The following is a 23,983-nucleotide window of genomic DNA, read 5'->3' as shown; positions in this document are numbered from 1 at the left end:
AAGTTTGGAGTAAAAGCAGGAAAAGTTGTCCAAAGTAGGTGCAACTTCAGACAGGTTTAGAGGAAAAGAACGAAAAGTTGTCCGAAGGAGGTGCAACTTCAGACAGGTTTAGAGGGAAAGATCGAAAAGTTGTCCGAAGGAGGTGCAACTTCAGACAGGTTTAGCGGAAAAGAACGAAAAGTTGTCCGAAGGAGGTGCAACTTTAGACAGGTTTAGAGGAAAAGAACGAAAAGTTGTCCGAAGTAGGTGCAACTTTAGACAGGTTTAGAGGAAAAGAACGAAAAGTTGTCCGAACCAGGATCAACTTCAGACAAGTATACAAAAAAATCAAAAGCTGTCCAAAAAATGACCAATAACCTACAGCATCCTATTCAGAAAGCTCACGAAATCAATACGCACACCTTTTAAAAGTATTTTATTTAATAAACCAACCTAAATTGTTATAAGACATACAAGGAAACCGAATGTCAATCATAAAATATAAAACAACTAAACTTTCTAAAATATTATTCGGAAAATTGTATACAAAAATAGGCTCCTGGCAACAATAGGTGTACGGAGGTGGAGAATTTGGGTTCGCTTTTAGCTAAAAATCAAATTGGGGAAAACTGTGTGATTTGCGAACAGATGAAAAGTGCTGGCATACACCTGTATACTTCTTTTATATGCACAGACTGTGAGAGCATCATGATCAAGACAGATACGAGTGATCCTAAATATAAATATTACGTAGAAAAGCTAAGGAAAGTAACGAAACCTGGCATTTACAGTTAAAAGCTCATTTTGGGCTTTTATTTTTTTTGCTAAAAAACAGTGTTAGAATAGATAGGTGTGAATTTATATATATAGGTGAGACTATGGATCAATCCAAAACACCCTTGTACTCTCAATTGGTTAGGCATATAAACGAAAACCCTCTATCGTTTCATGTACCAGGTCACAAAAATGGGGCATTTTTTCCCGAAGAAGGACAAGCCTTTTTTAATCAAATTTTAAAATTGGATGCAACAGAAATAACGGGATTGGATGACCTTCATTCACCAGAGGGAGTTATTTTTGAAGCTGAAGAATTACTTAGGGATTTATATAAAACGGATAAAAGCTTTTTTTTAATAAATGGATCAACTGTCGGGAACCTCGCAATGATTATGGCTGCGATTAATGAAGATGATCTGGTGCTTGTCCAGCGCAATTCACATAAATCCATCATGAATGCTATAAGACTCGCAAAAGCTAAGCCTGTATTTATAAGTCCTGAATTCAATGGAGAATATGGAGTAGCTGCAGGGTTAAGTATTGAAGGAGTTAAATCTGCAATCAGTCAGTATCCGAATGCAAAGGCACTTATCCTAACGTATCCTAATTATTATGGGCTGACATATGATCTTAAAACCATTATAGATTTAGCTCATGAGCATGGCATTCCAGTATTGGTGGATGAGGCTCATGGAGTCCATTTTATCGCAGGGAATTATTTTCCGGCTTCTGCTGTTGAACTTGGGGCCGATATTGTCGTACAGTCTGCGCATAAGACATTGCCAGCAATGACAATGGGAGCTTTCCTTCATTATCAGACGAATCGTGTAGCACTCAGCAATCTTAAATTCTATTTGCAAGCTCTGCAGTCAAGCAGTCCTTCGTATCCATTGATGGCTTCCCTTGATTTGGCACGCCTTTATCTTGGTACTTATAGCAAGGACGATATATCATATCTCAAGGAGGAAATAGAGAAGTTTAAAAAACACCTGCAGACATTAGAAGCTATTCGTATTTTGCAGCTTGATGACCCATTGAAGTTAACCATCCAGTCAAAGGGTGCCTGGTCTGGTTTCGAGCTGCAATCAAAACTCGAATTCAAAGGGATCTTCACGGAGCTTGCAGACCCTTATAATGTTTTGCTCGTTCTTCCTTTATTGAAGGATGGCATGAAGCATCGCTTACAAGAAGCAGCTGAAAAGATTGCCGAGGTTGTAAGTGCTATGCCTGATCGAAAAAATAGACCTGAATCAAAGGTCGTACATAAAACCATTTCAACTTTAGAAGTCAGTTACAAAGAGATGGAACTGCAACAGACAGAATATATCCTGCTGAAGGATGCTACAGGCAGAGTAAGTGCCGAGCAAATCATTCCTTACCCGCCGGGAATACCGCTTTGTCTACCGGGGGAAGTTGTGACAGAAGATGATATTGAAACAATCGCTTTTTTAAGAGATAAAAAAGCGAAAATCCAGGGCGGAGAATATTTGCATGCTGGTAAAATAAAAGTGTTTAAGAGGTGGAGGCTTTAAAATTGGAAAAAGGAATATTTATTACGATAGAAGGTCCGGATGGTTCTGGAAAGACGACAATCCTTCAAATGCTAGCTCAAAATCTTGAAAGAGAAGGATACGCAGTGGTGGCCACACGTGAGCCTGGAGGGATTGAGATTGCCGAACAAATCAGGCAAGTTATCCTTGATCCGGAAAATACAGCGATGGACCCACGTACGGAAGCACTTTTATACGCCGCGGCGAGAAGGCAGCATCTTTCTGAAAAGGTGAAGCCTGCTTTAAAGGCAGGGAAAGTCGTTTTATGTGACCGTTTTGTTGATAGTTCACTTGCCTACCAGGGACATGCTCGTGGCCTGGGTATTGATGAGGTCTACTCAATCAACGAATTTGCGATTGAAAATATGATGCCAGCGATGACTCTGTACTTTGATGTTGCGCCGGAGATAGGGCTGGAAAGGATCGGTAAAAATAAGGGACGCGAGGTCAATCGATTGGACATGGAGAAGCTGGAATTTCACCAAAAGGTGAGAGAAGGCTATATGATTATTGCCGAGAGATTCCCTGACAGGATTGCCAAAATCGATGCTTCAAAGGAATTAGAAGCAGTTTATAAACAAGCTGAAGCTAAAATTAAAGAGCTATTGAATAGTTAATATCCAGAACAACAAGCCTTGGTTTCGACAGGCTTGTTTTTTACATGGGGAATTTTTTTAGTTTGCGAATAAGAAGATGGTTTTTGTGAATAAACCATCCCGTAAGTTTTCGAAATAAGGTTATTTTCACGAATAGAGCACTAGAAATTGCGTATAAAACCACTCGATATACAGTTAAGTGAAATTTAACTGGAAGGCAATGGAATTTTACGTTTATATCATGTCTTGTCACATGAATCCTGTTATAATAAACATACAAATGTAACGGAATGAAATAAACACTTTTTCGTCTGGGTTGTTGCTTTTTTGAACCAAATTGCATTTTGGTCCCGATAGCGGCACGCCTGCGAATTAACCTAGGGGGATAATGAATGAAGTTAATTTTAGCTGTGGTCCAGGACCAGGATAGCAACCGTCTGTCCAATGCATTAGTAGATCATAATTTCCGCGCAACAAAGATGGCTAGTACTGGGGGATTCCTGAAGTCAGGAAACACCACTTTTATCATAGGAACTGAAGACATCAGGGTAGAAAAGGCATTGGAGGTCATCAGGGATAACTGTAAATCTCGTGACCAGCTTGTAGCACCTGTTTCGCCGATGGGAGGGAATGCGGATTCATATGTTCCATACCCGGTTGAAGTCGAGGTTGGCGGAGCGACTGTATTCGTATTGCCTGTTGAGCAGTTTCATCAATTTTAACGGGAAGTACCCGGAGGTTTAGCAAGAGATGAAGATTAATCAGGATATGCGCCTTAACATAGATAAAGTTCGCCAGGATCAAAAGCAACAGCCTGGGGGCGGAATTAAGTTCAATGAACTTGTACAGAAACAGGAACATAAAATGCAGTTTGGACAGCTGCAGCAATTAATGAAGGAAGTCGAGTCTGCTGGTGAGAGGCTTGCCCGGTCGAGGACGTTCAAGGACCTGGCCAAGTTCAAGACACTGGTTAAGCAATTCGTAAAAGAAACAGTCAACTTTGGAATGGAGCTAAAGCACTCGCATAGCTGGAACCAATATGGCGAAGGCAGGTCGCTGAAGCTTGTAGAAACAATTGATGAAAAGCTCGTGGAGTTGACAGAAGAGTTGATGGTTAATAAAGATGGACAGATTGATATTCTCGGTAAAATCGGGGAAATCAAAGGACTGTTGATCAATTTATATACGTAAGTGAGTGATACCATTGGCAAAGACGTGGGACGAGTTGGAGAGACTTCAGCCGAATGTTTTGAAAATGATTAAAAACAGCATCCAGAAAAATCGAATAGCCCATGCTTATTTATTTGAAGGAATGAGGGGTACTGGCAAAAAGGAGATTAGTATTCTTCTTGCCAAGAGCATCAATTGCCAGTCTCCCGTTGATGGCTATAAGCCTTGTGAAAGTTGCTTGAACTGCAAAAGGATCAACCATGGCAACCATCCGGATATCCATCTTGTCGAGCCGGATGGCCTTTCAATCAAGAAAGGACAGATCCAGCTGCTGCAGGAGGAGTTTTCGAAAACAGGTGTAGAGTCAAAGAATAAGCTTTACAGTATTGTGCATGCCGATCGGATGACGACAAATGCGGCGAACAGTCTGCTGAAATTCCTTGAGGAACCTCATGCGGGAACTGTTGCCGTATTGATCACCGAGCAAGCCCAGCAAATGCTGCCGACGATTTTATCGAGATGCCAATTGATCAATTTCACCCCGTTATCTCCTGGGAATATGGCAGAACAACTGATAGCCAATGGGATACAACCGCAAATGGCACCGCTATTGGCACAGCTAACCAATAATTTGGAAGAAGCTTTAGAGATAAGTAATGATGATTGGTTTGCACAAGCACAAAAAATAGTGTTAAAATTATATGAAGTGCTGAAAAAGAATTCGCTTGAAGCTATGGTCGCGCTTCAAGAGAACTGGTTTATGCACTTTAAAGAGAAAGAACAAATCGATCGTGGTTTGGATTTATTACTTCTTATTTTTAAGGATTTATTATACATTCAGCTTGGCAAGAAAGACCAGGTTGTTTATCTAAACGAAAGCTCACGTTTAGAACAGTTTGCACTACAGACATCCGGACGGCGTCTTACCGAACAAATGGCAGCCATTCTGGAGGCGAAGAGGAAGCTGCATGCCAATATGAATCCCCAGCTGCTAATGGAAGAGCTGGTGTTAAAATTGCAGGAGGGATCTACACTTGTATGATGTAGTAGGTGTCCGCTTCAAGAAAGCGGGGAAGATTTATTATTTTGATCCCGGCGATCTCTCAATTCAAAAGGACGAATTCGTCATTGTCGAAACTGTAAGGGGCGTTGAGTACGGAAGAGTGGTTACTCCCCGTAAGCAGGTCGGCGAGAAGGATGTTGTCCTGCCTCTGAAAAAGGTAGTCAGAATTGCAGATCAGAAGGATCGCCTTATTGTCGAGGAGAACAAAACAGCTGCAAAGGAAGCGTACGATGTTTGCAGTGATAAAGTGAATGAACATCAGCTTGATATGAAGCTTGTTGATGTTGAATATACATTTGACCGCAATAAAGTCATTTTCTACTTCACGGCTGATGGCCGCGTCGATTTCCGGGAATTGGTCAAGGACTTGGCCTCGATTTTTCGGACAAGGATTGAACTGCGCCAAATTGGTGTCAGGGATGAAGCGAAAATGCTTGGCGGGATAGGACCATGCGGCAGAATGCTTTGCTGTTCAACGTTCCTAGGGGACTTTGATCCAGTTTCAATCAAGATGGCCAAGGATCAAAACCTCTCGCTTAACCCAACAAAAATTTCCGGCCTTTGCGGCAGGCTCATGTGCTGTTTGAAATATGAGAACGACGAATATGAATCAGCGAAAGAGCAGCTGCCTGACCTGGGTGAAATGATTGTTACACCTGATGGTACTGGTAAGGTTGTCGGGTTGAACATCCTGGAGAGAGTCATGAAAGTCGATATACCTGGCCAGGAACGTGTGCTGGAATATACACTTGAGGAAATACAGGAAGCAGGAGCTGTATCGTTACAATCATCCACAGATTAATGAGGTGGAACAGGTGGATAAAAAAGATATCTTTGACTCAGTAAGTAATATGGAATCGCAGATTGGTGATTTATACCGTCAGCTTGGTGAGTTAAAACAGCATTTGGCAGAAGTTCTGGAAGAGAATAATGCATTAAAGCTGGAAAATGAGCATATAAGACGCCGTCTGGATCAAACCATAGGTAAAAAAGATCCAACCATTAAGAAAAGCGATAAGGAAAACAGCAATCAGGCCCAGGGTGATAAAAACGTAGTCGACATCGGTGAAGGCTACGATAACCTTGCCCGTCTGTACCAGGAAGGCTTCCATATCTGCAACCTGCATTTCGGAAGTCCGCGCAAAGAGGATTGTCTGTTCTGTCTATCCTTTCTTAATAAAAAATAATTGGCAGCCTTCCTTAATTAGGGAAGGCTATTTTTATAATGCTCTTTTCGTAAACTTATCAGTATTTACATACTATTTACACCTACTCGATTGGACGCATCTTCGAAAAGAGCTCACTAAGAATGCTGATAACTATATATGATCGAAAAGGAACAACCAATGTGAAAACACCCTTTTATAATTAAAAATTCACAGGGTCATAACCATTGAACATATGTGTATGGAGGAAATAACTATAATGGTTAACTTACGGGAAGATGAACGATTGGATTATTTATTAGCAGAGGATTTAAGGATCATCCAGAGCCCTAATGTATTTTCATTTTCGCTGGATGCTGTCCTGCTTGCGAGGTTTGTCTGGGTGCCGATCCAAAAAGGCAGGATTGTCGACCTTTGCAGCGGCAATGGTGTGATTCCATTATTTTTAAGCGCGAGGACAAAGGGTAGTATTACGGGTGTGGAAATTCAGGAGCGGTTATACGATATGGCTGTCCGCAGTATTGATTATAATAATCTTGAAGATCGATTACATATGATTCATGGTGATCTAAAGGATGCGCCCAAAGAGCTTGGCTACGAGAAGTATGATGTCGTAACATGCAATCCTCCTTACTTTCCTACACAATCGAAGGAAGAAATTAATCTGAATGAACATTTGGCGATTGCGCGCCACGAGATACTCTGTACACTTGAGGATGCAATTAAATCATCGAGCCAGCTTGTAAAGCAGGGCGGGAAGGTTGCCTTTGTCCACCGTCCAGGCAGGTTAATCGATATCATCGAGATGATGAGAAAATACCGCCTTGAGCCTAAGCGAATCCAGTTTGTATATCCAAAGGCCGGGAAGGAAGCGAATACGCTTTTGGTAGAGGCGATTAAGGATGGAAGCCCTGACCTGAAAATTCTTGAGCCATTGACGGTGTATGATGAAAATAATGAGTATACCCCAATTATTAAAGAGATGTTATATGGAAGCAAATAAGCGCATAGAAACGGGTGATATACATGCAACAGCAGAAAAGCTTTGAACGGGAGCATGAAAAAGGCATTCTTTATCTTGTGCCAACTCCTATTGGAAACCTTGAGGACATGACATTCAGGGCGATCAGGATCATGAAGGAAGCTGATGTGATTGCGGCGGAGGATACGAGGAACACGAAAAAGCTATGTAATTATTTTGAGATTGAAACGCACGTTACCAGCTATCATGAACATAATAAGGAAAGCAGCGGACATAAATTGATTGAAAAGATCAAGGAGGGAGCAAAAGTCGCGCTTGTCAGCGATGCCGGAATGCCAACCATTTCTGATCCAGGTACAGAACTGGTGGCCGAAGCAATCGCCGAAGGATTGACTGTTGTACCGCTTCCGGGGGCGAATGCTGCCTTGACTGCCTTGATTGCTTCTGGCATACTTCCTCAGCCATTCTATTATTATGGATTCCTCCAGAGAGGAAAAAAGGATAAGAAGAAGGAACTTGAGCTGCTGGCGAAGCAAACTGCAACGATTGTCCTTTATGAATCTCCCCACCGTTTGAAGGAAACGCTATCGGTGATGCTTGATGGTCTCGGTGACCGCAAAATCGTCCTTTGCCGTGAACTGACGAAGAAATATGAGGAGTTCCTAAGGGGATCGATTTCTGAAGCATTGGCATGGGCAGAGGCAGAAGAAGTCCGCGGGGAATTTGTATTAATCATCGAGGGAGCTTCACCGGATTCCATAGCCGAAGAAGAGAACCAATGGTGGGAAAAATTAAGCCTGGAAGAGCATGTCGGACATTATATTTCCAATGAACAAATGAATTCTAAGGATGCAATCAAGCAAACAGCCAAAGATAGAGGCTTGCAAAAGCGGGAGGTATACCAGGCGTATCATATTAAAGAATAATGCGGAAACAGAACATATAAAAAAGGCCGTGGAATTTTCCACGGCCTTGGGTATTAGATTTATGCTTTTACAGGTTCGAAGCTTCCCTGGATTTCTTTAAGAAGCTGTTCAGCACCTTCACGGCTAAGGATCAGTTTGCCGCCAGCCAATGTGATGTTGTTATCAGAAACTTCACCAGTGACATGGCAAGTCATGTTTGGCTTGTACTTCTTAAGGATGATGCGATCATCATCAACATAAATTTCCAAAGCATCCTTCTCTGCGATGCCAAGAGTCCTTCTAAGTTCGATTGGAATTACCACACGGCCAAGCTCATCAACTTTACGTACGATACCAGTAGATTTCATAATTATTTGATCTCCTCTCATTTTCCCATCTATTAAGTTCGTCATTTTTCGACATTTTTCTCTTATTGGTTTTATAATACCAGCGATTCCAATAACCGTCAATTATTTTATTTTTCTTCTATTAACAAATTTTAACACAATGTGAAAACCTCTTCGTATCAAGGGTTTTGAATAGGAAAGACAAGAGAGGATAAGGAATGGTGCAGTTTTTTCGAATTGAGAATAGAAGGAAAACATTATTCGTGGAATAGTAAATGGTGCATTATTCGACAAATTTCTACAAAGTCAATCGACAAAATGTCACAAATTCGACAAACTCTTGATAGCATGTACATTATTTTGTAAACAGGTATATTCTCTTAATGGATTTGGTTATGATTTTATTATGTGATGATCCATCTTTTACTTTAAGTCTCTGTTAAAGCCCAATGTTGTTTTAAAGCCATGTTGATTGTAGTGGAAGGCGCGTAGACTCCTGCGGAATGATCAAGTCATGGGGAGACCCCGCAGGCGCATTAAGCGCCGAGGAGGATCCCCGACTGCCCGCGGAAAGCGAAGCGCCTGGAACGAAAATAATCAGCCGATTTTAACAGAGCCTACTTTAAAAATCGGTTATTAAGCTCCTGCCAAAAAATAAGGCGGGGCTTTTTTTATAAAGTTATATAAGGGCATAGTTCACAATAAATCTCCACTGACAATATTCGTAAAATATATAGGGAGAATGTCCGTAGTGGAAGATTTTTTTTATAAATAATTATGTTTTTCCTAATTGAGTAAAATGAGATTGTCGAAACCTTTAATAATGGGTCTTTGATTTACATTAAAGTGTTATGAATCCAAAGGCATTAGCTGGTATAATAACTACTATTAGAATGAACTAGCAGTTTTAGTTAAGGAGGATCTTCATGGAAGAGAAACTGAAAACCTTTTATCTTACAACCCCGATTTATTATCCAAGCGGCAATTTACATATTGGCCATGCTTATACGACAGTAGCTGGTGATGCAATGGCTCGCTATAAGAGACTGCGCGGCTATGATGTCATGTATTTAACAGGCACGGATGAGCACGGTCAAAAAATCCAGCGTAATGCTGAGGCAAAGGGCATCACTCCGCAGCAATATGTAGATGAAATCGTCGAAGGCATCCAGGAGCTTTGGGGCAAGCTGGATATTTCCTACAATGATTTTATCCGGACGACCCAAGATCGCCACAAGCAGATTGTCGAAAAGATTTTTGCCCAGCTTCTTGAACAGGGTGATATCTATCTTGACCAATATGAGGGCTGGTACTGTACTCCATGTGAATCATTCTACACAGACAGACAGCTTGAAGATGGCAACTGCCCGGATTGCGGCCGTCCTGTTGAAAAAGTTAAAGAAGAGTCATACTTCTTCAAAATGAGTAAATACGCAGACAGGCTGTTGAAATATTATGAAGAGAATCCTGACTTCATCCAGCCCGAATCTCGTAAAAATGAAATGATCAATAACTTCATTAAGCCTGGACTTGAGGACCTGGCTGTATCTCGGACAACATTTGATTGGGGTGTGAAGGTTCCTGGTGATCCGAAGCACGTCATTTATGTATGGATCGATGCATTGTCGAACTATATCACGGCTCTTGGCTATGGAACGGATGATGATTCCAAGTACTTGAATTACTGGCCTGCGGATGTCCATCTTGTCGGTAAAGAAATCGTCCGCTTCCATACAATTTATTGGCCAATCATGCTGATGGCCCTTGACCTTCCGCTTCCTAAAAAGGTTTTCGCCCATGGCTGGCTTTTGATGAAGGACGGAAAAATGTCGAAATCCAAGGGGAACGTAGTCGATCCAGTTACACTGATTGACCGTTATGGTCTTGATGCGCTTCGCTACTACCTGCTCCGAGAAGTTCCATTTGGTTCTGATGGTGTATTCACTCCTGAAGGATTTGTTGAAAGGATTAACTTTGACCTTGCGAATGACCTTGGAAACCTGTTGAACAGAACAGTAGCGATGATCAATAAGTATTTTGATGGAGAAATCCCTGCTTACAATGGTTCCGAAGGGGAATTTGATAAGCAGCTGCTTGAAGTGAACAAGGAAACAGTTCAGAAGTATGAAGAAGCAATGGAGAAAATGGAGTTTTCCGTGGCCCTTACTTCTGTGTGGCAATTGATCAGCCGCTGCAATAAGTTCATCGATGAAACACAGCCTTGGGTGCTGGCGAAGGATGAAGAAAAGAAAGCGGCCCTCGCGGATGTGATGGTCCACCTTGCTGAATCATTGAGAAGAGTCGCTGTCCTATTGAAGCCATTCCTGACAAGAACTCCTGATAAAATCTTTGCTCAGCTGAATATTGGTTCTGAAGCCCTGCAAACATGGGAAAGTCTCGAGGAATTTGGTCAGATTTCTGCTGGTACAAAGGTTGTTCAAGGAGAGCCAATCTTCCCACGCCTTGAATTGAAGGAAGAAGTTGAGTTCATTAAGGAAAAAATGCAGGGATCTGCCCCGGCGGCACCTGTGGAGGAAGAACAGCCTGAAATTCAGGATGAAATCACGATTGATGACTTCATGAAGGTTGAGCTTCGTGTAGCGAAAGTCATCCATGCAGAACCAGTCAAAAAGGCTGATAAGCTTCTGAAGCTTCAATTGGATCTTGGCTATGAAAAGCGCCAGGTTGTTTCTGGCATCGCGAAGTACTATAAACCGGAAGATCTTGTCGGCAAAAAGGTGATTTGCGTGACGAACCTCAAGCCGGTCAAACTCCGCGGGGAGCTTTCCGAGGGAATGATCCTTGCAGGGGAAAAAGACGGTGTCATGTCACTGGCAACAGTTGACGATGCACTTTCTGTCGGCGCTAAAGTTAAATAAATTCAAACTGAAAACCTGGAAATGTTTCATGTGTAACATTTTCAGGTTTTTTGTGTTAAAAAAGCAATTTTTTTTAAAGAGTGATTTATGATAGTAAGAGAGTTAGATAGCAAGCACTCCCGACACTTGTCGGGTTTTTATGAAAACAGTTTCAAAAATTTGACCTTTACAATGAAAAAAAGTTATGATATCGACACATCTTTATCACAATAATAAGAACATCGCAGTAATTCTATTCAACCTTTTGTCAGGTCCGATTAGAATAAAACTGCAGGGTAATGCTGCAAAGGAGTTTTGACATGCTTTTTGATACACACGTGCACTTAAACGCAGAACAATTCAACGAAGATCTCCAGGAGGTCATTGAACGCGCAATTGCTGAAGGTGTTACAAATATGGTGGTTGTCGGGTTCGATGAAATAACGATAAAAAAAGCACTAGAGCTTGCCGAAAGCTATGACTTTCTTTATGCGAGTGTAGGGTGGCATCCAGTCGATGCAATTGATATGACCCAGGATCACCTGGATTGGCTGAAAGAATTGGCAGGCCATCCGAAGGTCGTGGCACTTGGGGAAATGGGCCTTGATTATTACTGGGACAAGTCACCTAAGGACATCCAGAAAGAGGTCTTCCGCAAACAAATCAGGCTGGCAAAAGAAGTGAATCTTCCTATCATCATACATAATCGTGACGCAACAGCAGACATAGTGGAAATTTTAAAGGAAGAGAACGCCCAGGAAGTAGGCGGGATCATGCACTGTTTCAGCGGCAGCGTGGAAACAGCACTTGAATGCATTGAAATGAACTTCTTAATTTCGCTTGGCGGTCCTGTTACTTTTAAAAATGCAAAAAAACCAAAGGAAGTAGCAGAGGCAATCCCGTTAGACCGTCTTCTAGTCGAAACTGACTGCCCATACTTGACGCCGCATCCATATCGCGGAAAAAGAAATGAGCCAGCCTATGTAAAATTGGTAGCACAACAAGTTGCAGAACTGAAAGGGTTAACTCTTGAGGAAGTGGCAGAAGAAACAGCCAAGAATGCAAAAAAATTATTCGGCATAAAGTGATAAGGAATGTTGTCGATTTTTCAACAAGGTTGTCCAAACTTTTTATGTTTCTTAAAAGTTCTACATGTCTCTCTTACGACATAGGATAACCGTGTCGATAACTCTTGCTTTTCTTTTTATGGAGCATCTTGCATAATAGGGACTACGCTTGGCAAGGGTGTCTGGGTTGACAAGTCGGCAACAATATCTTTATAATCACTCCGAGAAGAGGAGGCGTTTTTCATCGTGATTAATAGTATGAAAAACCTGTTTTCCAAGACTTTGAGTAAGAAGAAACTAGTGATTTTTTCTGCTAGTTTCCTAGTTTTTGCCGCTGCTCTTGGGTTCTTCATGTATGAAGGGACCAAAAACACAGTCGCATTGACGCTGAATGGCGAAGAAAGAGTCATTAAAACACACGCAAATACTATCCAAGATATATTTAATGATCTCAATATTTCATTGCGCTCAGAGGATTATTTATCGCTGGCGGCAAACACGGAGGTTAAAAACAACCTATCAATCGTGTGGAAGCCGGCAAGACAGGTAGAGCTAATACAAGATCAGGAAAAGAAAACGTATTGGACAGCAGCCGATACTGTAGAGGAATTCCTGAAAGAACAGAATATCGCTATAAATGAACACGACAAGTTAAACCAAAACCCAGACGCTAAATTAAAGCAAGATATGAAGATTGCCATTCAAAGAGCTTTCCCGCTCAAGGTTGTGGTAGGCGGAAAAGAGCAAGATGTTTGGTCGACTTCGACTACGGTCGCTGACTTTTTATCACAGCAAGGAATCACACTGAACGAAATGGACCGTGTTGAGCCTGCATTAAAGCAGAACGTCACTAAAGATGCCGTGATTAATGTCATTCGAGTTGAAAAAGTCACCGATGTAGTGGAAGAACCAATTAGCTATGCAGTCATTACGAAAAATGACAGCAAACTGGAAAAAGGGAAACAGAAAGTCGTAACAGAAGGCCAGGAAGGCTTGCTTTCAAAGGAATATGAAGTAATCCTCGAAAATGGCAAAGAAGTATCAAGAAAACTGATCAATGAAAAGAAATTGAAAGAAAAACAGGATAAAGTCGTGGCAATGGGAACGAAGGTCATAGTAGCTCAAGTATCACGTGGCTCTAGTGAACCTGCAGGGAAGGAATTTTATGTTTCTTCCACAGCGTATACCGCTAACTGTAACGGCTGCTCCGGCTACACGGCTACAGGAATCAATCTGAGGGCAAACCCTAACATCAAGGTCATTGCAGTAGATCCAAGAGTTATTCCTTTAGGAACAAAAGTATATGTTGAAGGATATGGCTATGCAATAGCTGCCGATAAAGGATCAGCTATCAAAGGCAATAAGATCGATGTCTTTTTCGCGTCAAAAGCGGATGCATACCGCTGGGGCCGAAAGAAAGTCAAAATCAAAATCCTAAATTAATTCATGGATGCAGGGGAACCTTCCTCTGCATTTTTGTTTTTTCATTTTACGTTTAAGGTATAATAAGAAAAGCGTAATGGCTTAAAAATCTTTACACCTATATAGACGATTATATTTCAAAAATGTTTCATTTATTTCAAAGAAAATTTTTTTCTTTTTAAATTTGCTTAAGCTTTTTGATTAAAGAAAAGAATTTTAACCATCACACTTCGAGAAATGTCCAGCTCCAGCGCCTAGCCCCTCGAGTCGCTTGTCTAGCTGCGGCTCCTAACTCCTCGAGACGCTTCGGTCCTGCCAATGAAGTCAAAGAACGACTTCACTGTCAGGCCCTCCAGCGCTTGTCGGAGTTGGGCAGTCCCCTACGCTTTTCAAGTTCGGTCCGCCCAATGAAGTCAAAGAACGACTTCACCGGTCGGCCCTCCGTGGCACACGATGTGCTAGACCCGCCAGCCACAGGACGTGGCGTTTTAAGGCGGGCAGCGCTTGTCGGGGCTGATCAAGGCGCTTGCGCTTTCAATTGGAGGAACCATGAAGTTAAAAGAAATCATTGTAGTTGAGGGTAAGGATGATACGACGGCGATTAAGCGTGCTGTTGATGCGGATACAATTGAAACGAATGGGTCGGCGATTAATGCGGATACGATTGAACGGATTCGGAATGCCCACGAAAAGCGGGGAGTCATTGTTTTTACCGACCCTGATTTTCCAGGTGAAAAAATCCGTAAAATTATTTCAGAGCATGTTGCAGGCTGCAAGCATGCTTTTATCCCAAAGGAGCTGGCCAAACCTAAATCCGGGAGGGGCCTTGGTGTGGAACATGCATCTCCCGAGGTGATCCGTGAAGCGCTGAAGGATGCTCAGGTAATGGACGCAGAGGCGGTTGAGGAGATTACCCAGGAAGACTTGATTGTAGCAGGTCTGATCGGCGGCCCAGGTTCCAGGGAGAGGCGTGAAAAGCTTGGCAGACTGCTGCGTATTGGTTATACAAATGGGAAACAGCTGCATAAGCGTCTCATGATGTTTCAAGTGAAAAGACAGGATTTCGCAGATGCACTGGCAGAAATCCTTAAGGAGGAACAAAATGCATAAAGATATTGCTACCCCGATGAGAACGAAGGAAATACTTGATAAATACGGTTTTTCTTTTAAAAAGAGCCTTGGACAGAACTTTTTGATCGATACGAATATCCTGAACCGCATCGTCGACCATGCGGAGTTAACCGACCATAGCGGTGCGATAGAAATCGGCCCTGGAATTGGAGCGTTGACTGAGCAGTTGGCTAAAAGAGCGGAAAAAGTTGTTGCATTTGAAATCGATCAGCGTCTGCTACCGATATTGGAGGATACACTGTCCCCTTATCCAAACGTAAAAGTCATTCATAGTGATGTCTTGAAAGCAGATGTTCAAGCTGTGATGAAGCAGGAATTTGAAAAGCAAGAGGATGTTATGGTCGTTGCCAACCTGCCATATTACGTAACAACCCCTATCCTGATGAAGCTGCTTGAGGAAAGGCTGCCGATTAGAGGAATCGTCTGTATGCTTCAAAAGGAGGTTGGCGATAGAATCTCTGCTAAGCCTGGAACGAAGGAATATGGTTCGCTGTCAATTGCAGTCCAGTATTATACAAAGGCTGAAACAGTAATGATTGTTCCTAAAACGGTGTTTATGCCGCAGCCGAACGTAGATTCAGCCGTCATCAGATTGACATTGCATGATGAGCCGCCGGTGAAGTTGAAAGATGAAGACTTCTTCTTCCGCGTCACCAGGTCAAGTTTTGCCCAGCGAAGGAAAACAATCTTGAATAACCTGACAAGCCAGCTGCCGGATGGAAAGCAGAAGAAAGAAAGTATCCAAGCTGCGCTCAAGCAGGCAGGAGTCGAAGAGTCGCGCAGGGGAGAAACGCTATCGATAGAAGAATTCGCTCAATTGAGCAATGCGCTGTATCCATACTTCCACTAAAGTCCGGAATTTTCTCCGGTCTTTTTTATGGTAACGGTAAAAAATCCAGTGATTGAGGTTATCATTTTTGATTTGAGCAGCTTTCCGGAACGCTAGGATTTTAAAAGTGCGAAACCATTTAGTCACCAAGCCTCCATATGCGAGAAAAAGCACATGTCTATGGGTATCTGCATATTTTATGTAAGAATACCACTTAGCGCAGCCTGTGTGCGGGGCAATTGGAGTGAGGATTATGAATATTAACCTCATGGATATCGTCGGCAGGGTTTCGCATCAATGCGATATTATGTTCCGGGTTATCGATATCAGAGAGAAACATGGCAAAAAAATCGCGATATTATATGGTGAGGATTTCCGATTGATTGCGGATGCGCCCTATGAAGATTTAATTAAAATAGATCCGAGTATGCGCATGAGGCTGACAAAGGAATTCCGTTCACTTGAAGAACAGTCATATAAGCTATTCAGGCAGGATGTAGATTTACTGCAGCAAAAACAGGAATATGAAGCCACTGAAGGTTATAGCAAGTCATATAACTACTTTCAGATGCCTGGGAAGGTGCTCCATATTGATGGAGATCCGAACTATTTAAAAAAGTGCCTGACACTATATGAGAAAGTAGGAGTCCCTGTTTATGGATTCCATTGCAATGAAAAAGAAATGCCGGATAAAGTCGGATCGCTGATTGATTACTATCGGCCCGATATATTGGTTATTACAGGACATGATGCTTATTCCAAGTCTAAGGGAACGATGGACGACCTGAATGCGTATCGACATTCTAAGCATTTTGTCCAGACGGTAAGAGAGGCCAGGAAGAAAGTTCCGCATCTGGACCAACTGGTCATATTTGCTGGAGCGTGCCAATCTCATTTTGAATCGTTGATCCATGCTGGAGCCAATTTTGCCAGTTCCCCTTCAAGAGTCAATATCCATGCTCTAGACCCAGTCTATATTGTTGCTAAAATCAGCTTTACACCATTCATGGAACGCATAAATGTTTGGGATGTACTTAGAAATACTTTGACCGGAGATAAGGGCCTTGGCGGTATTGAAACAAAGGGTGTATTAAGAACAGGAATGCCATATAATAAAAATTCGTCGGACTGAATAAAATACGGTCCGGCGTTTTTTATTATTTTGGTACATATTTTATCGCATTAAAGGCTACGCTAAAATTGTTGAAATTTAGAAGAAAAAGAAGTCCGAAATATGTTGACTTTTAAATTTAAGTACTGTTATAATTTATGTTTTTGTTTGACTATTTAGTGTCATCGTGTTATACTTTACACAGTGAGGTGGACCGAATGCCAAAAACATTATCGGATATCAAAAAAGCGCTTGATTCAAACTTAGGAAAAAGACTCATGCTAAAAGCCAACGGAGGACGGAGAAAGACGATTGAACGTTCTGGCGTGTTAGCGGAAACTTATCCTTCTGTTTTCGTCATCGAGCTTGACCAGGATGAAAATGCTTTTGAACGTGTTTCGTACAGCTACGCAGATGTTTTAACTGAAACAGTGGAAATTACCTTCTTTGAAGATACAACAGGATCAATAGCTTTGAGCTAATTTTTTGGCTCAATGCAGTACAGGCAGTCAACTCTCGGGTTAGCTGCTTTTTATTTTGCCCAAATTTACTTAATTGAAGGATAAATAAGGAGCACATGAAAATCTCTTTTTTCAAAAATACTAAGGTAACCGTGGTGGTGAAAGGAGATGGTAGTAATGGGCAGAAGAAGAGGGATTATGTCTGAAAGGTTGAAGGAAGAGCTTGCGAAAGAACTTGGCTTCTATGATGTCGTCCAAAATGAAGGATGGGGCGGGATAAAGGCCAAGGACGCAGGTAACATGGTGAAGCGAGCGATTGAGCTGGCCGAACAGCAGCTTGCGAACCAGAACCGCTGACCCAGATAAAAATTCTTTAGAGACTGCCACACAGCTGTTTTTTGCAGTTGTCAATAAAATTCAGATCCATCGCGGTGCCGGGGCTATTGCTCCGGCTTTTTTCATGGATAGAAACCGGGGGCAACTTCCATGTATCCTTCTGCATTTCTAATTCTTTGTGAAATTACTGTATTCGCGATTACGCAAATGATAAAATAAAGGAATGTTTCTTGCAGAGGAGTCTTACATATTTTACTCAGAGAGTATTGATTTAAATTAGACAATTGTCCAGCTCCAGCGACTCGAGGGGCTGACCAAGGCGCTTGCGCTTTTCTTTTCTTTTTGTGGTAAAATAGGACAAAATGTGGAATTCGTTAAAGTAGGTGGAGGTTGTGAAGGTTTTAGTGAAGGCGCCAGCAAAAATCAATTTGTCCCTTGATGTTTTGCACAAACGTCCGGACGGTTACCATGAGGTGGAAATGGTCATGACGACGATTGATTTAGCTGATCGCATTGAACTTAGTTTACTAGAAGAAGACAGGATTGTGATCCATTCCCATAATCGGTTTGTACCTGATGATCAGCGGAATCTTGCTTACCAGGCAGCACATCTGTTGAAGGAAAGGTTCCAGGTTAAGCAAGGTGTTATTATCGGCATTGAGAAGACTATTCCGGTGGCAGCAGGGCTTGCTGGCGGCAGCAGTGATGCAGCGGCAACGTTAAGAGGCTTGAATAAGCTATGGAAGCTTGGTCTGTCATTGGACGAGCTGGCTGTGCTCGGCGCTGAAATTGGCTCAGACGTTTCATTCTGTGTTTATGGAGGAACTGCACTTGCAACGGGCAGAGGGGAAATTATCGAACAACTGCCGGCACCGCCAACATGCTGGATTGTTTTGGCGAAGCCATTTATCGGTGTATCGACCGCAGAAGTATATCGCCGCCTTAATGTTGAGAAGGTTCAGCATCCGCCTACAAAGCAAATGATATCCGCGATTGAAAATGGAGATTTCAATGGAGTCTGCAACAGTGTCGGAAATGTTTTGGAAGATGTGACGCTTTCGCTTTATCCTGAGGTAGCGCAGATCAAAGACCAAATGAAGAGGTTCGGTGCTGACGCCGTTTTGATGAGCGGAAGCGGACCGACAGTATTTAGTCTTGTGGCTCATGATTCGAGGATGCATCGAATTTATAACGGCCTACGAGGGTTCTGTGACCAAGTATTTGCAGTGAGAATGCTTGGAGAGCGCCACACTCTTGATTAAATCCGTATAATGGTGGTATATTAACCTTAAATATTCGGATTTTGGAGGTTCTTGAATGAAATTTCGACGCAGCGAGCGTTTGATCGATATGACGACTTATTTACTGGAACATCCGCGCCAATTGGTACCGTTAACCTATTTTGCCGAGAAGTATGGTTCAGCAAAGTCCTCAATCAGTGAAGATCTCGGAATCATCAAAGAAACATTTGAACAGCGGGGAATCGGTGTCCTGCAGACCGTGCCAGGCGCAGCCGGCGGAGTCAAGTTCCACGTTCATGTCAGTGAAGAAAAAGCCAGGAAGGTAATCGATGAACTTTGTACCGTGATGGCAAGTCCTGATCGATTGCTGCCAGGCGGTTACCTTTACATGAATGATATCCTCGGAAATCCAGCAATTGTACAGGAAGTCGGGAGGCTGCTTGCATCTGCTTTTGCAGAAAAGGATATCGAGGTTGTCATGACCGTGGCTACGAAGGGGATTCCTATTGCTTACGCAGTCGCAAGCCATTTGAATGTTCCTGTTGTGATTGTCAGAAGAGATAGCAAAGTAACTGAAGGGTCGACTGTAAGCATCAACTACGTTTCAGGCTCATCAAAAAGAATCCAGACGATGGTGTTATCAAAGCGCAGCCTTGCAGAGGGGTCAAAGGTACTGATTGTCGATGACTTCATGAAGGCGGGCGGTACCGTTAATGGTATGATCAACTTGCTTGAAGAGTTTAATGCGGAGTTAGCAGGAATAGCGGTTCTGGTTGAATCGGAGAATATTGAAGAAAGGCTTGTCGATGAGTATCTTTCACTCGTCCGCCTTTCAGATGTAGACGTAAAAGAACGAAATATTACCGTGAGTGAAGGGAATTACTTCGCTCGCAGAGAATAGTTGTTCAAATAACAAATTGACGAGGTGACAATATGAATATTGTACAAACTTCAAACGCGCCTGCCGCAATCGGTCCATATTCGCAAGGTGTGGTTGTGAACAATCTTTTCTACAGCTCTGGCCAGATTCCTTTGACTCCAGAGGGTGTTATGGTCGAAGGGGATATCCAGGCACAGACTCATCAGGTATTCTATAACTTGAAAGCAGTACTTGAGGCTGCGGGAGCATCACTTGAAACAGTCGTAAAAGCAACTGTCTTCATTAAAAATATGGATGAATTCGCTCAGTTGAATGAAGTATATGCAGAGTATTTCCATACACATAAACCAGCTCGCTCAACTGTAGAAGTGGCAAGACTGCCAAAGGATGCCCTGGTGGAAATCGAAGTAGTAGCGCTCGTTAAATAAACGGGCGTTTTTTTTATGTTTAAAAGGGATGAGATATTTGTATCAGAAGGGTGAACACCTTTAAAATAAATGTTTTTTCTATATAGGATCTCAAAAAGAAATAAAAAAATAATAACTTTTTAGGAAGTCTTTTTTTGCGCGTCAATAGCCAAAAAAGCCTATTTTTATAGATTTTTCAACCGTAAAAAGGCTTTCAAAATGGAAATGTTCATAAATTCGCCCTATTTTTTCAAAAAAATTTTCTTGTAAAAGAAGGAGATTTGATTTCAACGTGGAATTATTTAACTAGAATTTTATCTATTTGTAAAGGTGGTGAACAGAATGGAAGTAACTGACGTAAGATTACGCCGCGTTAATACAGATGGACGGATGAGAGCGATCGCTTCCATCACGCTTGACAACGAGTTTGTTGTCCATGATATCAGGGTGATTGATGGAAACAACGGCCTATTTGTTGCAATGCCAAGTAAACGCACTCCTGATGGCGAGTTCCGTGATATCGCGCATCCGATCAATTCGGGTACACGCGGAAAGATCCAGGATGCTGTATTGGCAGAGTACCACCGTTTAGGTGAAGTAGAAGTTGAATTCGAAGAAGCTGGCGCTTCCTAGAATATATAAGTGTATAACATCAAGAGCCTGCTGCATAAGTTAGGCTCTTTTTTATTTCCCCGGTTTGTCCGCTAGTTAAACCTATTCTTGTAAAAATATTCGAAACCTGTCCAGCTGCGGCTCCTAACTCCTCGAGACGTTTCGATCCTGCCAATGAAGTCAAAGAGCGACTTCACTGTCAGGCCCTCCAACGCTTGTCGGAGTGGAGCAGTCGCCTCCGCTTTTCGATAGATACCTTCCCCCCTAAACTGACAAATAATTGTACTTGTTCTTCTATTCTTGAAATGGCCGGCTATTTAAGATATATTCGTAATGGATAAAAAGGTAAATTGGAGGCCTGCTAATGTCTAATCGTTATGCAATCATTTTAGCAGCCGGTCAGGGAACAAGAATGAAGTCCAAATTGTATAAGGTACTTCACCCTGTATGCGGCAAGCCAATGGTACAGCATGTAATTGACCAGGTGAAAAGTCTTAATATAAACGAAATCGTGACCATTGTTGGTCATGGAGCGGAAAAAGTGAAGGATCAGCTCGGTGAAGATAGCCAGTATGCCCTTCAGGCAGAACAGCTAGGAACCGCTCATGCTGTGCAGCAGGCAGGGGACATGCTTGCAGACAAAGAGGGAGTCACAATCGTTGTCTGTGGTGATACTCCGCTGATCAAGGATGGAACAATGGAAGCTCTTTTCAAGCATCATGAGGAGACAAACGCCAAAGCAACCATCCTGACTGCGAGAGCTGAGGATCCAACTGGATATGGCAGGATTGTCAGGAATGCGGAAGGTTTTGTTGAAAAAATCGTCGAGCATAAGGATGCCAGCGAGCAGGAAAGAAGTATCAATGAAATCAACACTGGTACATATTGCTTCGACAACAAAATGTTATTCGAGGCGATCCAGAATGTATCAAACGATAATGTCCAGGGAGAATACTATCTTCCAGATGTCATTGAAATTCTGAAAAACCAGGGCGAAATCGTTTCTGCGTATGTGACGGATAGCTTTGCGGAGACACTTGGCGTCAATGACCGTGTGGCTCTTGCGGAGGCTGAACGCACGATGAAAAAGCGAATCAACGAGTATCATATGCGCAATGGCGTATCGATTATTGATCCTGATAACACGTATATTGGACCCGACGTTAAGGTTGGACAGGATACGGTTATTTTCCCGGGTACGACGCTTTCTGGCAGCACGGTCATCGGCTCTGAATGCCAGATTGGACCTAATACTGAAATCAGCAACTGCGAGATTGGAAACAATACAGTTATCCGCCAATCAGCTGCCTTCGACAGTAAAATTGGCTCCGAAGTCAATATCGGACCTTTCGCGCATATCAGGCCAGATTCTGATATCAATGATGAAGTTAAAATCGGCAATTTTGTCGAAATTAAGAAAGCGGTATTTGGCAAAGGAAGCAAAGCTTCACATCTTAGCTATATCGGTGACGCAGAAGTCGGTGCTGATGTGAATATCGGCTGCGGCTCCATCACAGTGAATTATGATGGCAAAAACAAGTTCTTGACCAAGATTGAAGATGGCGTATTCATTGGCTGTAATTCCAATCTTGTTGCACCAGTGACGATTGGGAAAGGTGCTTATGTAGCAGCCGGTTCCACCATCACTGAAGATGTTCCAGGTGAAGCACTAGCGCTTGCGCGTGCACGTCAAGTCAACAAAGAAGATTATGTAGGGAAAATGAACGTAAAGAAATAAGAGTCTTGGAGGTCCATAATGTCAAACCAGTATCTTGACCCAAATTTGAAGGTTTTTTCACTTAACTCAAATGTTGAACTTGCCCAGGAAATCGCGAAGGTAATTGGGGTAGAGCTAGGTAAATGCTCTGTATCCCAGTTCAGCGACGGAGAAATCCAGATCAACATTGAAGAAAGCATCCGTGGCTGCGATGTATATGTCATCCAGTCAACTAGCTCTCCAGTAAATGAGAACATCATGGAATTACTAATCATGATCGATGCATTAAAGCGTGCATCAGCTAAAACAATCAATATTGTTATGCCTTATTACGGCTATGCACGTCAGGACCGTAAAGCACGCGCGCGTGAGCCAATCACGGCTAAGCTTGTGGCGAACCTGCTTGAGACAGCTGGAGCAACTCGCGTGATCACGCTCGACCTTCACGCTCCGCAAATCCAGGGATTCTTTGATATTCCAATCGACCACTTGATGGGAGTGCCAATCCTTGCTGACCACTTCAAGAGCAAAGAACTGAACGGTGATGTTGTCATCGTATCTCCAGACCATGGCGGAGTTACACGTGCAAGAAAGATGGCTGAAAGATTGAAAGCACCGATTGCGATCATCGATAAGCGTCGTCCAAAGCCGAATGTTGCTGAAGTTATGAACATCGTTGGTAATATTGAAGGTAAGGTTGCCATTTTGATTGACGATATTATTGACACTGCAGGTACGATTACATTGGCTGCAAATGCGTTAGTTGAAAATGGAGCACTCGAAGTATACGCTTGCTGTACACACCCTGTATTATCAGGTCCTGCAATTGAGCGTATCGAAAACTCCAAGATTAAAGAACTGGTTGTGACTAACTCAATCGCGCTTGCGGAAGAAAAGCGCGTAGACAAGATCCATCTACTGTCTGTTGCTCCATTGATTGGGGAAGCGATTATCCGCGTCCACGAAGAGCAATCAGTCAGCACATTGTTTGATTGATCTTATAAGGAAATTCAGGCTTGCCAAGCGGCAAGCCTACTCTTGTTTCTGATTGCTTTTACATATGGTCTGGGCTGATCAAAGGTGCTTGCGCTTTTTCATGCCTTTCCGAAGAAGAGACTGGAGCTGTCAAGAAAAGCTCGTTATTGTAACAGCTTTTGAGGATACGGGGCCAAAGCTGTCAAGAAAAGCTAGTTATTGTGACAGGTTTCAAGGAAACAGGGCCAAAGCTGTCAAGAAAAGCTTGTTATTGTGACAGGTTTCAAGGATGCGGGACCAAAGCTGTCAAGAAAAGCAGGTTATTGTGACAGGTTTCAAGGAAACATGGGCAAAGCTGTCAAGAAAAGCTCATTATTGTGACAGGTTTCAAGGAAACAGGG

Annotated in this window: 25 protein-coding genes; 24 read left to right on the top strand and 1 reads right to left on the bottom strand. The window is 42.5% G+C overall.

What is annotated here, in order from left to right:
• Positions 1 to 561 precede the first annotated feature (561 nt).
• The 10 genes from TY49_RS21770 (at position 562) to rsmI (ending at position 8,209) form a co-directional block, all read left to right on the top strand.
• On the top strand, positions 562 to 774 hold the full coding sequence (locus tag TY49_RS21770; protein WP_439646187.1) for a sigma factor G inhibitor Gin: 213 nt from the start codon (positions 562 to 564) through the stop codon (positions 772 to 774).
• 83 nt (positions 775 to 857) lie between these two features.
• On the top strand, positions 858 to 2,288 hold the full coding sequence (locus tag TY49_RS21765) for an aminotransferase class I/II-fold pyridoxal phosphate-dependent enzyme (RefSeq protein WP_041968009.1): 1,431 nt from the start codon (positions 858 to 860) through the stop codon (positions 2,286 to 2,288).
• A 2-nt stretch (positions 2,289 to 2,290) separates the two neighbouring features.
• Positions 2,291 to 2,923, top strand: coding sequence for a dTMP kinase (tmk, locus tag TY49_RS21760; RefSeq protein ID WP_041968008.1), 633 nt, complete (start codon positions 2,291 to 2,293; stop codon positions 2,921 to 2,923).
• A gap of 371 nt (positions 2,924 to 3,294) precedes the next feature.
• Positions 3,295 to 3,624, top strand: a complete 330-nt coding sequence (darA, locus tag TY49_RS21755; RefSeq protein ID WP_023613337.1) for a cyclic di-AMP receptor DarA — start codon at positions 3,295 to 3,297, stop codon at positions 3,622 to 3,624.
• A 28-nt stretch (positions 3,625 to 3,652) separates the two neighbouring features.
• Complete coding sequence (locus TY49_RS21750) at positions 3,653 to 4,093, top strand: YaaR family protein (RefSeq protein ID WP_041968007.1); 441 nt, start codon at positions 3,653 to 3,655, stop codon at positions 4,091 to 4,093.
• Positions 4,094 to 4,106: 13 nt separating this feature from the next.
• Positions 4,107 to 5,114, top strand: a complete 1,008-nt coding sequence (holB, locus tag TY49_RS21745) for a DNA polymerase III subunit delta' (RefSeq protein ID WP_041968006.1) — start codon at positions 4,107 to 4,109, stop codon at positions 5,112 to 5,114.
• Positions 5,107 to 5,937, top strand: coding sequence for a PSP1 domain-containing protein (locus tag TY49_RS21740; protein ID WP_041968005.1), 831 nt, complete (start codon positions 5,107 to 5,109; stop codon positions 5,935 to 5,937). Before holB ends, TY49_RS21740 begins: the two co-directional genes overlap by 8 nt.
• A gap of 13 nt (positions 5,938 to 5,950) precedes the next feature.
• Positions 5,951 to 6,322: a DNA replication initiation control protein YabA gene (yabA, locus tag TY49_RS21735; RefSeq protein WP_041968004.1), complete on the top strand. Its 372-nt coding sequence runs from the start codon at positions 5,951 to 5,953 to the stop codon at positions 6,320 to 6,322.
• A gap of 238 nt (positions 6,323 to 6,560) precedes the next feature.
• Positions 6,561 to 7,304 (top strand): tRNA1(Val) (adenine(37)-N6)-methyltransferase, encoded by a 744-nt coding sequence (locus tag TY49_RS21730; protein WP_041968003.1) that lies wholly within the window; start codon positions 6,561 to 6,563, stop codon positions 7,302 to 7,304.
• Positions 7,305 to 7,327: 23 nt separating this feature from the next.
• A complete protein-coding gene (gene rsmI / locus TY49_RS21725) occupies positions 7,328 to 8,209 on the top strand; it encodes a 16S rRNA (cytidine(1402)-2'-O)-methyltransferase (RefSeq protein ID WP_041968002.1) in 882 nt (293 codons plus the stop codon).
• Between the two features lie 59 nt (positions 8,210 to 8,268).
• Here the strand turns inward: rsmI and abrB are convergent, their stop codons facing one another.
• The gene (gene abrB / locus TY49_RS21720; protein WP_041968001.1) at positions 8,269 to 8,556 is read right to left on the bottom strand and encodes a transition state genes transcriptional regulator AbrB; all 288 of its coding nucleotides are present in this window, start codon (positions 8,554 to 8,556) and stop codon (positions 8,269 to 8,271) included.
• 905 nt (positions 8,557 to 9,461) lie between these two features.
• Here abrB and metG point away from each other — a divergent pair.
• From metG to TY49_RS21650, 14 genes are all read left to right on the top strand, one after another.
• Positions 9,462 to 11,414: a methionine--tRNA ligase gene (gene metG, locus TY49_RS21715; protein WP_041968000.1), complete on the top strand. Its 1,953-nt coding sequence runs from the start codon at positions 9,462 to 9,464 to the stop codon at positions 11,412 to 11,414.
• Positions 11,415 to 11,713: 299 nt separating this feature from the next.
• The gene (locus tag TY49_RS21710; protein WP_041967999.1) at positions 11,714 to 12,481 is read left to right on the top strand and encodes a TatD family hydrolase; all 768 of its coding nucleotides are present in this window, start codon (positions 11,714 to 11,716) and stop codon (positions 12,479 to 12,481) included.
• 237 nt (positions 12,482 to 12,718) lie between these two features.
• Positions 12,719 to 13,903 (top strand): G5 and 3D domain-containing protein, encoded by a 1,185-nt coding sequence (locus TY49_RS21705; protein WP_041967998.1) that lies wholly within the window; start codon positions 12,719 to 12,721, stop codon positions 13,901 to 13,903.
• Between the two features lie 528 nt (positions 13,904 to 14,431).
• Entirely contained in the window at positions 14,432 to 14,992 is a 561-nt protein-coding gene (rnmV, locus tag TY49_RS21700; protein ID WP_041968011.1) for a ribonuclease M5, read from the top strand.
• Positions 14,985 to 15,863: a 16S rRNA (adenine(1518)-N(6)/adenine(1519)-N(6))-dimethyltransferase RsmA gene (rsmA, locus tag TY49_RS21695; protein WP_041967997.1), complete on the top strand. Its 879-nt coding sequence runs from the start codon at positions 14,985 to 14,987 to the stop codon at positions 15,861 to 15,863. The genes rnmV and rsmA overlap by 8 nt, the downstream gene beginning before the upstream one ends.
• A 232-nt stretch (positions 15,864 to 16,095) precedes the next feature.
• Positions 16,096 to 16,974, top strand: coding sequence for a sporulation peptidase YabG (yabG, locus tag TY49_RS21690; protein ID WP_041967996.1), 879 nt, complete (start codon positions 16,096 to 16,098; stop codon positions 16,972 to 16,974).
• Between the two features lie 197 nt (positions 16,975 to 17,171).
• Positions 17,172 to 17,435, top strand: a complete 264-nt coding sequence (veg, locus tag TY49_RS21685; protein WP_023613322.1) for a biofilm formation stimulator Veg — start codon at positions 17,172 to 17,174, stop codon at positions 17,433 to 17,435.
• Positions 17,436 to 17,591: 156 nt separating this feature from the next.
• A complete protein-coding gene (locus tag TY49_RS21680; RefSeq protein WP_041967995.1) occupies positions 17,592 to 17,771 on the top strand; it encodes a small, acid-soluble spore protein, alpha/beta type in 180 nt (59 codons plus the stop codon).
• Between the two features lie 371 nt (positions 17,772 to 18,142).
• Positions 18,143 to 19,012, top strand: a complete 870-nt coding sequence (ispE, locus tag TY49_RS21675) for a 4-(cytidine 5'-diphospho)-2-C-methyl-D-erythritol kinase (RefSeq protein ID WP_041967994.1) — start codon at positions 18,143 to 18,145, stop codon at positions 19,010 to 19,012.
• Positions 19,013 to 19,067: 55 nt separating this feature from the next.
• A complete protein-coding gene (purR, locus tag TY49_RS21670; RefSeq protein ID WP_041967993.1) occupies positions 19,068 to 19,892 on the top strand; it encodes a pur operon repressor in 825 nt (274 codons plus the stop codon).
• A gap of 32 nt (positions 19,893 to 19,924) precedes the next feature.
• On the top strand, positions 19,925 to 20,299 hold the full coding sequence (locus TY49_RS21665) for a RidA family protein (RefSeq protein WP_041967992.1): 375 nt from the start codon (positions 19,925 to 19,927) through the stop codon (positions 20,297 to 20,299).
• Positions 20,300 to 20,620: 321 nt separating this feature from the next.
• Positions 20,621 to 20,911 (top strand): septation regulator SpoVG, encoded by a 291-nt coding sequence (spoVG, locus tag TY49_RS21660; protein WP_041967991.1) that lies wholly within the window; start codon positions 20,621 to 20,623, stop codon positions 20,909 to 20,911.
• Positions 20,912 to 21,254: 343 nt separating this feature from the next.
• A complete protein-coding gene (glmU, locus tag TY49_RS21655; RefSeq protein ID WP_041967990.1) occupies positions 21,255 to 22,628 on the top strand; it encodes a bifunctional UDP-N-acetylglucosamine diphosphorylase/glucosamine-1-phosphate N-acetyltransferase GlmU in 1,374 nt (457 codons plus the stop codon).
• An 18-nt stretch (positions 22,629 to 22,646) separates the two neighbouring features.
• Positions 22,647 to 23,603: a ribose-phosphate diphosphokinase gene (locus tag TY49_RS21650; protein WP_041967989.1), complete on the top strand. Its 957-nt coding sequence runs from the start codon at positions 22,647 to 22,649 to the stop codon at positions 23,601 to 23,603.
• The last annotated feature ends 380 nt before the right edge of the window (positions 23,604 to 23,983 follow it).

The sequence above is a fragment of the Mesobacillus selenatarsenatis SF-1 genome (assembly GCF_000813125.1).
GTDB classification, from domain to species: domain Bacteria; phylum Bacillota; class Bacilli; order Bacillales; family Cytobacillaceae; genus Mesobacillus; species Mesobacillus selenatarsenatis.
The sequence above is the reverse complement of the archived record's forward strand: the minus strand, read 5'-3'. Positions and strand labels throughout refer to the sequence as shown.

What these genes read in the sequence shown, in the direction of transcription:
- TY49_RS21765 (WP_041968009.1), top strand. Translation starts at nt 858, where the DNA reads ATGGATCAATCCAAAACACCCTTGTACTCTCAATTGGTTAGGCATATA.
- darA (WP_023613337.1), top strand. Translation starts at nt 3,295, where the DNA reads ATGAAGTTAATTTTAGCTGTGGTCCAGGACCAGGATAGCAACCGTCTG.
- TY49_RS21750 (WP_041968007.1), top strand. Translation starts at nt 3,653, where the DNA reads ATGAAGATTAATCAGGATATGCGCCTTAACATAGATAAAGTTCGCCAG.
- TY49_RS21730 (WP_041968003.1), top strand. Translation starts at nt 6,561, where the DNA reads ATGGTTAACTTACGGGAAGATGAACGATTGGATTATTTATTAGCAGAG.
- rsmI (WP_041968002.1), top strand. Translation starts at nt 7,328, where the DNA reads ATGCAACAGCAGAAAAGCTTTGAACGGGAGCATGAAAAAGGCATTCTT.
- abrB (WP_041968001.1), bottom strand. Translation starts at nt 8,556, where the DNA reads ATGAAATCTACTGGTATCGTACGTAAAGTTGATGAGCTTGGCCGTGTG.
- metG (WP_041968000.1), top strand. Translation starts at nt 9,462, where the DNA reads ATGGAAGAGAAACTGAAAACCTTTTATCTTACAACCCCGATTTATTAT.
- TY49_RS21710 (WP_041967999.1), top strand. Translation starts at nt 11,714, where the DNA reads ATGCTTTTTGATACACACGTGCACTTAAACGCAGAACAATTCAACGAA.
- TY49_RS21705 (WP_041967998.1), top strand. Translation starts at nt 12,719, where the DNA reads ATGAAAAACCTGTTTTCCAAGACTTTGAGTAAGAAGAAACTAGTGATT.
- rnmV (WP_041968011.1), top strand. Translation starts at nt 14,432, where the DNA reads ATGAAGTTAAAAGAAATCATTGTAGTTGAGGGTAAGGATGATACGACG.
- rsmA (WP_041967997.1), top strand. Translation starts at nt 14,985, where the DNA reads ATGCATAAAGATATTGCTACCCCGATGAGAACGAAGGAAATACTTGAT.
- yabG (WP_041967996.1), top strand. Translation starts at nt 16,096, where the DNA reads ATGAATATTAACCTCATGGATATCGTCGGCAGGGTTTCGCATCAATGC.
- veg (WP_023613322.1), top strand. Translation starts at nt 17,172, where the DNA reads ATGCCAAAAACATTATCGGATATCAAAAAAGCGCTTGATTCAAACTTA.
- TY49_RS21680 (WP_041967995.1), top strand. Translation starts at nt 17,592, where the DNA reads ATGGGCAGAAGAAGAGGGATTATGTCTGAAAGGTTGAAGGAAGAGCTT.
- purR (WP_041967993.1), top strand. Translation starts at nt 19,068, where the DNA reads ATGAAATTTCGACGCAGCGAGCGTTTGATCGATATGACGACTTATTTA.
- TY49_RS21665 (WP_041967992.1), top strand. Translation starts at nt 19,925, where the DNA reads ATGAATATTGTACAAACTTCAAACGCGCCTGCCGCAATCGGTCCATAT.
- spoVG (WP_041967991.1), top strand. Translation starts at nt 20,621, where the DNA reads ATGGAAGTAACTGACGTAAGATTACGCCGCGTTAATACAGATGGACGG.
- glmU (WP_041967990.1), top strand. Translation starts at nt 21,255, where the DNA reads ATGTCTAATCGTTATGCAATCATTTTAGCAGCCGGTCAGGGAACAAGA.
- TY49_RS21650 (WP_041967989.1), top strand. Translation starts at nt 22,647, where the DNA reads ATGTCAAACCAGTATCTTGACCCAAATTTGAAGGTTTTTTCACTTAAC.